Source organism: Mongoliibacter sp., from assembly GCF_007692705.1.
In the GTDB taxonomy this organism is placed as follows: domain Bacteria; phylum Bacteroidota; class Bacteroidia; order Cytophagales; family Cyclobacteriaceae; genus Mongoliibacter.
This window is the reverse complement of the sequence record NZ_REBN01000126.1, coordinates 1-3,754: the sequence shown is the minus strand read 5'-3', so window position 1 is coordinate 3,754 and position 3,754 is coordinate 1. Positions and strand designations below refer to the sequence as shown.

The window sequence follows — 3,754 nt, the reverse complement described above, 5'->3', positions numbered from 1 at the left end:
AACTAAATTTTAAGAAATAAGGATCGGGCATGTAAAAGAATAAAATATTTAAAATATGTTATTTTTATAATGCAAAAATTATTAATCAAAAAACTAAAAATAGAGTATGTAATTTTTGGTGTAAAAAATTTTGCAAAAAGTTACGATTGGGGATGCCTATCAAGCTTGGTGATTTTGAGAAAAATGCTGGAACTGCTGATGCGGAGTAGTACGATTTTTAAAAGTAGATTATTAAGAAATATCTGAAAGGATAAAAGTACAATGGCCTTGGATAATTGCTTCAAGGCCATTTTTCAAATTTTTATTGAAGCTGCTTGAGAATTTTAATATGTTCTACTTTTTGGCCCCATTGAATTTCTACCACAAAGACACCTTTAGGAACTTTCAAGGCCAGATGTTCCAACAGTACATTCATTTCAGTTTCTGAGTCCACAGTTTTGGAAGGGGTCACATACATAGGGTGAATGATTCTGAAAGAAAGCCTTTCATCTTCATACTGTGATCTGTCCATCAGGCCTATTCTGAGTTTGCTGCCATTGGTTGGGTTGGGGTAGGCGCGCCATACTCCCTGTGTAAATTCCACACCTGGAACCCTGACTGAAACCACTTCTGAATACTCAAAATTTCCATTGAAGTCTACCTGTTTCAGCCTATACAAGAGGTTTTTTCCACCCAACGGAAGTTGTTCATCCACATATTCATATTCGGTAATCTGGTCTGTCCAACCCATTCCTTCGACTTCAGCTATTTTTTCGAAATCACTGATTTCCGAAATGGATCTTTCTATTTCAAAGTGGGAGTTTTCCCATTCTTTGGCAGTAGCCCAACTGAGAATTACATTGTTATGTTGGGGGTCATGTTCAGCATGGACGTACTTGAATTCTACTGGAAGTATTCTTACTATTTCAAAAACATCCGTTCTACACAACCGTGTTTCGGCATCAAAAGTAGTGAGCACATAAGTACCAATAGGCAAATCCTCAATTCTTGAGTCCTCTGAGTAAAAATCCGGATCATCCACAGAGGTCCAATAATAGACGAAGTTACCTTCTTTGAATTCCACTTCAATGATCCCATTATTCTCTTCCTCATCGCTATTGATTACGGTGGAAGATTCAATAATGTCTTCTTCGCCTAAGGCTACGGGAATAATAATTGTTTTTGAAATAGATGTAGAAGGAATAGGATCCCCATTTATATCGTTCTGACTTATTGTGAGTGTCGCAGTCACCAATGTACCTGATTCCACATTTTCAAAAGAAGGGTTTATTTCTTCATATTGAATGATTGTTTCACCTTCAAACTCAATATCCCATACTACATTATATTCTGCTGTAGGGTTTCCTCCGAAAAGGGAGGTTATTAAGAAATCAACATTTGTATGATCTAAATTTTCCTGAAAACATTCAAAACTCACATCAAAATCATATTCTAAAAAGCCTACTTCTATGGGGATACTTTCAGATGTTGAACATTGTGCTGTAGGATAATCATTACATTTATAACTATTTTGGAGATTTATATTAGCACGATTTGTCCAAAAAGACATTGGGTTAGAAAGTTCATAATATTCATTGCCGCATTCAAAACCCAAGTCAGGAATAGGAATAGTAATTATACAAGGACCATTCGGGCATGCCTGAACTGTCCCTACGAATTCATTCATATAGAAGCTATCCAAGAGGTCTTCTGTGTTTTGAACCTTTTTTTGAATATCAGCAATGATTCTGAAATTATGAACATTTGACCCCGGCTGTGATAAATACAATAAAGAAATGAAATACGGTCCGTTGTCCTCACAAATATCTTTGGACTCTCCTGATTCATCACTAAAATATGCGTTAAGGATATTGAAATTGTTAGCCTGACCAGTACAATTCCTACAAGACTCTTCCCTCAAATCAGGTTGGTCTTCATCCTGCCCAAGAACTTCAAAGCTCAAAAAGCATAAAAGGGCAATTCCTAATAACCTGTAAGCTAAATAGGAGCGGGAATCAATATAAAAAAAATTAATTGATCTCATGAGAGTGCTAAAAAGCTGAAATTCAACACTAATATAAAATTTATATTTTTTAAAACACACAAAAACGTATTTTAAAATATAAAAAATGTATTATAATTAACTCATTCGTTGATTTTTTTTAATGAAAAGTTACTATCAAAACCTCCTTGATATTAAGGTAAGCAATCTTTCTTCAAAATATGAAATTATATGGATAGGGGAAGGGATCTTATTAATTTCAGCGAAAAATTCTATTCTTGCTAGAAAATCTAAGTGTTTCAAATACTATTGTTAAAATTTGAGGCTTCGGGGATCTATATTCTGCAAATTTTTTCAGCCACTATTGCAGCTGTTTGAGCACTTTAATATGTTCAACTTTTTGGCCCCATTGAATTTCCACAACGAAGATGCCCTTGGGAACTTTTAGGGCCAGTTGTTCCAATAATTGATTCATTTCATCTTCTGTGTCCACTGTCTTGGAAGGAGTAACAAACATAGGATGGATTATCCTGAAAGAAAGTCTTTCAGCCTCATACTGTGACCTGTCCATAAGGCTAATCCTAAGCTTGGAGCCATTGGTTGGATTGGGGTAGGCACGCCAAACCCCTTGCGTAAATTCTACTCCTGGAATCCTTACTGAAACTACTTCGGAGTATTCAAAATTCCCATTGAAGTCTACTTGTTTGAGTCTGTAGAGTAGGTTTTTTGCTCCTAATGGAAGTTGTCTATCCACAAATTCATACTCTGTAATTTGATCTGTCCATCCCATTCCTTCAACTTCTCCCACTTTTTTGAAGTCTTTGACCCCTGTGACCGATCTTTCTATTTCAAAGTGGGAATTTTCCCACTCTTTTGCGGTTGCCCAATTGAGAATAATCTCTCTGCTGTGGCTGTTATAATCTGCTTGTACATAAAGGAATTCGACTGGTAGGATTCGGATATTGGAATAGATGATAAATACACGACCTTTTCCTCCTTGTCCACCACCTGTTGTTCCAGCTCCTCCTCCAGAGGCAATACCTACTGCATCCCCGCCAGGACCATCAACATTTCCACTTCCTCCAAGAAATGATCCATTAGGGGCTCTTCCTCCATTAGTAAAATTATCTTTAACAGTTCCATTGAAATTGTAACCAACACCTCCACCTCCACCTCCATAATTAATGATAGTACCAAATAAATCATAAGCGATTCCTAGCCCTCCAACTCCGCCATCACCTTGTCCATTACCCGCTGCTTTGCCAACTTGACCAGGTCCGGCAGCCCCTCCGCCTCCGCCACCAGCCGCAGCACCGCCTTGAGGTCCTCCAGTGTCGGCCCAAATGCTATTTGCACCAGTAGTACCACCATTACTAGCTCCTGCTTGTCCATTGAAATTGCTCGGTCTGTAAAAACCACCTCCTCCACCAGATGCTCCGGAGCTTCCGTTAGCAGCATTGGTTGAACCAAAAGAACCACCACCACCACCGCCTAAAGCAATTACTGAAACGGCAGTACCATCGACAGTTCCAGTGAATGATGAATTTTGACCATTCTGCCCTGTTTCAGTAACAATTGCAGCTCCTGGTCCACCTTGACCGACTTTGACATTAAAAGTTGTACCATCAGGCAAACCAAATTCTGCTGTGGTGGAAACATAGCCTGTAACTAATCCTCCAGCTCCTCCACCTCCTGAAGCATTACCCTTTCCGCCTCCACCACCAGCACCAATGGCAACAACATCAAAATCTGCCAAGCCCTCTGGTGCTATCC

General features: G+C 38.7%; 2 protein-coding genes. Both read right to left on the bottom strand.

What is annotated here, in order from left to right:
• Positions 1-301: 301 nt before the first annotated feature.
• A complete protein-coding gene (locus tag EA341_RS06645; protein ID WP_293012458.1) occupies positions 302-2,023 on the bottom strand; it encodes a hypothetical protein in 1,722 nt (573 codons plus the stop codon).
• 319 nt (positions 2,024-2,342) lie between these two features.
• On the bottom strand, positions 2,343-3,754 hold a 1,412-nt coding region (locus tag EA341_RS06640; protein WP_367127013.1), incomplete at its 5' end, for a glycine-rich domain-containing protein.